The organism is Bradyrhizobium sp. (assembly GCF_049581145.1).
Lineage (GTDB): Bacteria > Pseudomonadota > Alphaproteobacteria > Rhizobiales > Xanthobacteraceae > Bradyrhizobium.
This window is the reverse complement of sequence record NZ_JBAURI010000335.1, coordinates 1-5,361: the sequence shown is the minus strand read 5'-3', so window position 1 is coordinate 5,361 and position 5,361 is coordinate 1. Positions and strand designations below refer to the sequence as shown.

Here is a 5,361-nt window from a genome sequence, read left to right as displayed (position 1 = left end):
TCATCAAATCCGCCGACGGATACCATCTCGCCGGATGAAGCAGCGCTTCCCACTTCCGCTTCCCAAACACCCTACAGGCCGCGGGAAGCGGAAGCCGGAAGTCCATCAAAGTTCTTGCTCAGCGGTCCATCAAAAAACGCGGCGACGCTCACATTAATCGCCTTCGCGCGCTCGACTAACTCGGCAACCACAGCCTCACCGTCTGCCCTGGAGAAACGTTTGTTGAGAGACACAATCCGCGATTGCTTGCCGGTCTGAGTGAGGATCATGATTGCCGTGTTCTGATCCTCGGTGCATTCCTTCAGATCACGGCTCCAGCCTCTGAGAATCCAACCGCGTCTTAGCAACTCGGCAGTCACAGCTTTCGCATCACGACCGAAATGGTCATCGGCGACTTCGAAGAAGATCTCGGCCTTGCAGTAATCACTGTAGGAAAACGCGCCATTGCGACCGTGGCCCAAGAAATCGCGAATCTTCTTGGCGGAGTATCCATGTATCATGTCCCTGCGATTGAGTTTCACTTGCCCGTCCTCAACAGTCTACAGATTAGTGGATGGGGGCGTGGTGATCCAGAGGGGGTAGATCTGCCCGCAAGGGGTCATTCTCGGCCGATGGCGTTGTCCGCGTCACGTCCGATTTGCCCCCGACAGCGACGCAAGAGCCGACATTCCGGCCCAGCGGCTTCGTGCCACGAAGAGACACTGCATCTTGCAGAGCCATGCGCGGCGCCATCGGTTGTCCCACTCCCCGATTATGCCCGAGCGAACCTAAGACTGCCGTTGAACGATTGTTCAAGCTCTGCTCGGGCCTGAGGCGAAGACGGACGTTGGTTGCCGTTGAATACTTGGCCATGCTCCGCCATCAAGTCCAGCAGGAAGAGAGTTACGTACAATCGGAAGAGCCGGTCGTCGGACAACCCTGCGTGCCGCAGCCAGGCGGAGACATATTGCAGCGGGCCGCGTTGGACGGTGAGCACGGCCAATGTCAGCGCGGCGGCGTAACGCGGATCGCCAAAGCAGAGGTCGTCCACGTCAACGATTCCGGACACGCTGCCCTCCGTCGTAACAATCACGTTCTTCATCGTGGTGTCGTGTAGAAATGGCCTGGGCGGAATCGCGTCGATGTCGTCGCGCATCCTGCTCAGTTCGCTCTGCACGACATCAGCAAAGGCGATATCGAACAGGCCGGCGGATGCGATCCGACGCTGCGACCGAGCAAGATGGGCATCGAGCACCTGTGACCAGGCGGAATGTGGAGCTTCCTCCGGCGTAACGGCATAGCCGTAGCGACCGGCCGAGCCGGTTTCCGAGGTGATCGATTGTGCCTGTGCGACCGTGGCTGCGATCCGATCCAGCTGGCTATCGGTGAAATTCCCTATCCATGCGCCGAGGTCCGTGCCCGGCAAACGCTCGAGTACCAGCCAAGGGAAATTGGACTGAACGTCTTCCGCCAGGATTGCGGGCAAAGGTACGCCGCGTGGTCTCAACAATCTGGATAGATAAACAGCCCCGGTCATTTCCGAGTGCGCGGTGGTTCTTCCGATGCGCACAACGACCGGTTCCCGACCAGCGAATTTGGCCTCGTAAACATAGTGCTGCGCTCCCGTCGTGAACCGCGAGACGGTCTCGGGCGAGCATCCCGTCACCTGCGCCGCGATCGCGGAAGCCAGTTCGGCGCTGGGCGCTCTTTCTTCGGCTTCATTCCGCATGTTCGATCCGACCCATTCCGCGGGAATATTGGCAAGGTATTGGGTCTTGAATTTTGCAACAATGCCACGCCGTGACAAGTTCCGTTTCGGGTCAAGGGCGGCTGTGGCCGGCAGGCTGATGGCACAGCCGGTCTACCCCCAGCTTCGGAAATACCCGTGCGTTCGGGCACTTACGTTTCGTGCCACTAAGCGACATGCCCGCGGCCTCGACAATTTCAGAAAATGCTACTGCATCCGTTTGATTGCCGGAGGAAACCACTCACCGCCTTTGACTCCGGGCGCTGAACTAAAGCTCTTCGACCAATGGCGCGTAGTTTGCCCGATACGCTGATTTCGCGAGGAAGCGCGTCATAAGATTGCGAACCAATGGTGGAAGGTTTCTTATCCTGTCCCGTTGGCGGGTCTGTTCATGCAGCCAACGGATCCGGGCAATTCGTTGGTTGGTGTATTCGTTTGTCACTTTTGCCACGTCTTGTCCCGAGACGATGAGTTTGGACAGTACCAGCGCGTCCTCGAACGCCATGGCGGCACCGGACGCCATGTTCGGAGAGGTTGCGTGAGCTGCGTCGCCGATGAGCAACACCTTGTCCGCGCCCCATGGTTCCTGCAGGATATCTTCGATCGCGCCGAAGTGAATCTGGTCCGAAGTCCGCAGCTCTGCCAAGGCCTCAGGCACGGGGGTTGCGTACGATGCGAAACGTGATCGCAGTCGCTCCAGTCGGCCTTCCAATGGATCATCGAGAGGCTCGGCAACTGCGGCATCCGCGTAGCAGTAAGCCTGCCCCTGGCCAACAGGTATGAACAGAAAGACCCCGTGGTGTCCCGCAAAGAGGGTCCATCCACTGACTGACGGCGGGCACTGCACGAGAAAGCGCCAGCTCACTTGCCCACAATAACGCGGCTGCGCCCCCCCGAACGCAAGTGTTCGAATGGATGACCGTACGCCGTCGGCTCCGACTACGAGGTCGTACATACGCTCAGTGCCGTTGGAGAATTGGACGGCAGCGGCGGCCCCGTAGGTATCGAGGGCACTCACGGTCGTCGAAAACTGAATGTCTGCGGGTCCCAATGCATTGACTAGCGATTTCTGGAGTTCGGCGCGGCGAATACCGACACAAGGGCCGCACTTCGCCCACACGCTCGCCGTGTCGATCACGGCCAGTTGACGCCCCCGATCATCGAGAATGGTCTGCGTCCGTATTACCGAGCCGTCTTGCAGGGCTTCGTCAGCCAGGCGCAAGGACCCGAGCGCGCGCATCGCGTTGCCGACAAGATAGATTCCGGCGCCGGGAACGGACCACCCGTGCTGGCGCTCCACGATATCGGGGTTCAAGCCTTGGCGTCTTAGCGAAATGGCTAAGGCGAGCCCGGCCATGCCAGCACCGACGATGAGTATGCGTTCAATTTTGGACATGGTTTCACTTCGAGCACTGAACAGCGCTTCACAGTGTATTTGGCAGCGCGACCAACCGGCCGACGATACACCGAGAAAGGACCGCCGTTGTATTTTCACCCCTTGGCTCTGGAGGAAGCATCTTTACGGCTCAAACGTGTACTTTGATAGGGGCGGAAACGCTTGAGGCAAGGCACGGTTGATGCGCGGCTGATGTCCGAGTCGGGTCAAAATGCGAAAGCCTCAATATGAGCAAATGCCTTCGGCTCCTCCACTAACAACGGATATCCCCAGACGGGAGTTCGGCGGAGATAAATCCACGGGAAGTTTCCAGAGCATTCAAATATCATGCGAAGCGGTCAGCCTTCCGGCCCAGCGGCATCAAAGAGCGGAAGTTGATCTTGAGGCGGCGCGGAAATGCGGCTCCGGCTAGCGGGTGTGAAGCCGAACTCTGACGCAATCCGCATCATGATTTCCGCCTGCCGGTTAGCGATCGCAAGATATGGCGATTGTATCGGAAAACCGGTGGGCGATTTCACCATGGTTCCATACTTCTGTATCTGCTCCATGCTTTCGGCCCACATCGCATAGGCCCCGCAATACGTAGCAAGAGCTCCCCGGTCGAGATTGGTTATCAGGTTTAGCTTCGAGAGCTCACCGGTCAGTCGGAGCCATTCGCGTTGGGCGCCGGGGCTCAACTCCGGCGGACATTCCGGCAATGCTGGTTCTGGTCGGGGCTCGTGCGCGTTCAGGGGACGCTTTCCTGGATTTCCTGTCAAAGCCTTGATCCTCGTTGGTTTCGGACGACGACCGCGCATCAAGCCACCCGGTCCAGCCAATTGATCATGAGCCAGCCTCCAGCGGTCCGGTTGCCGGGTCGAGCGCCTCAAAATGGGCGCCATCGCTTTCGCGTACTGCTCTCTCTCCTGTGAAAGCTTGCCAGCGACGGATTGCGAGATCGACGAAGAGGGGATCGATCTCGATCGCCAAGCAGACGCGTCCGGACGATTGTGCCGCGATCAGGGTGGTGCCGCTTCCCAGGAACGGCTCATAGATTGCCTGGCCAGGGTTCGAATTGTTCAACATCGGTCGGCGCATGCATTCCACGGGCTTTTGGGTTGCGTGCCTGGTGTCAGCGTCCTGTCCACCACTCGGAATGTTCCAGAGGGTGGTTTGCTTGCGGTCGCCGGTCCAATTCCCCTTCTTTCGAACCGCATACCAGCATGGCTCATGCTGCCAGTGGTAATCGCCCTGGCTCATGACCAACCTCTCCTTCGCCCAGATGATTTGAGCCCGGATCGCAAAGCCGGCTTTGAACAGGCTTTCGGCGACAATGGTCGAGCGCAAGGCGCCGTGCCAGACGTAGGCGATTTCGCCGGGAAACAAGCTCCATGCAGGCGCCCAATCCGCGACCTCGTCGTTTTGAATTTTGTCCTTCCTGGCCGAGTTGTTGACGCCCCGCCGGTGGCGCCATGCAGGGTCGTACTCAACGCCATAGGGGGGATCAGTGACCATCAACTGCGGCAACGTGGCCGCAAGTACGGCGGACACCAACTTAGCGTCCGTGCTGTCGCCGCAGCCGATACGATGCGGCCCCAGCATCCAGATATCGCCCGGCTGGGAGACAGCTGTTTCGCAAAGCTCCGGTACCTCGTCCTCGTGAATCAAACCGGACGCCGCTGCGCCCAAGGCGGCCGCCAACTCCTGCTCGCTGAAGCCCAGGATCTTCAGGTCGGCACCCAGCTTACCGAGGTCCGCCAGCTCCAACTTCAGCATGTCCGCATTCCAGCCGGCGTTCAGCGCGATGCGGTTGTCGGCGAGCATCAGCTGTCGGCGTTCGATCTCGCTCAAGCTCCTCAAAGGAATCACCGGCACCTCGGACAAGCCGAGCAGCCGGGCGGCGGCAAGCCGGCCGTGGCCCGCTACAACGTCGGCACCCTCTCCAACCAGGAGGGGATTGGTGAAGCCGAAGGCTCTAATACTCCCGGCGATCTCGGCCACCTGCGCCGCGCTGTGAGTGCGAGCGTTACGCGCTGAAGGAATTAGCCGCTCGATTGGCCAGTATTCGATACGAAGCCCCTCTTCAGCCGTGAGTCCGCTCTGCGACACGATCTGGTTCATGTTGCCACCTCAGGATTTGTCATGACCCTCCCCCCCCTCGGGAATTTCGCGACACTTTTTCGGGTTGAAGTTCGGCTCGGCGCCGCGCCGGAAAATAATACTCGAAAGCGAGAGACCCGGTTGCTGGACCGCCTTGTTT

General features: G+C 59.4%; 5 protein-coding genes. All 5 read right to left on the bottom strand.

Translation table 11 applies throughout. The features are described from left to right. Nucleotides 1-71: 71 nt before the first annotated feature. The 5 genes from WCB02_RS11055 to WCB02_RS11035 all read right to left on the bottom strand — a co-directional run bounded on the left by WCB02_RS11055 (nucleotide 72) and on the right by WCB02_RS11035 (nucleotide 5,222). A complete protein-coding gene (locus WCB02_RS11055; RefSeq protein WP_423958183.1) occupies nucleotides 72-521 on the bottom strand; it encodes a hypothetical protein in 450 nt (149 codons plus the stop codon). 230 nt (nucleotides 522-751) lie between these two features. Next, nucleotides 752-1,786: an aminoglycoside phosphotransferase family protein gene (locus WCB02_RS11050; protein ID WP_423958182.1), complete on the bottom strand. Its 1,035-nt coding sequence runs from the start codon at nucleotides 1,784-1,786 to the stop codon at nucleotides 752-754. A gap of 208 nt (nucleotides 1,787-1,994) precedes the next feature. Next, nucleotides 1,995-3,122: an FAD-dependent monooxygenase gene (locus tag WCB02_RS11045; protein ID WP_423958180.1), complete on the bottom strand. Its 1,128-nt coding sequence runs from the start codon at nucleotides 3,120-3,122 to the stop codon at nucleotides 1,995-1,997. A gap of 338 nt (nucleotides 3,123-3,460) precedes the next feature. After that, the gene (locus tag WCB02_RS11040; RefSeq protein ID WP_423958179.1) at nucleotides 3,461-3,799 is read right to left on the bottom strand and encodes a phage terminase small subunit P27 family; all 339 of its coding nucleotides are present in this window, start codon (nucleotides 3,797-3,799) and stop codon (nucleotides 3,461-3,463) included. A gap of 145 nt (nucleotides 3,800-3,944) precedes the next feature. Further along, on the bottom strand, nucleotides 3,945-5,222 hold the full coding sequence (locus WCB02_RS11035) for a site-specific DNA-methyltransferase (RefSeq protein ID WP_423958178.1): 1,278 nt from the start codon (nucleotides 5,220-5,222) through the stop codon (nucleotides 3,945-3,947). Between the last annotated feature and the right edge of the window lie 139 nt (nucleotides 5,223-5,361).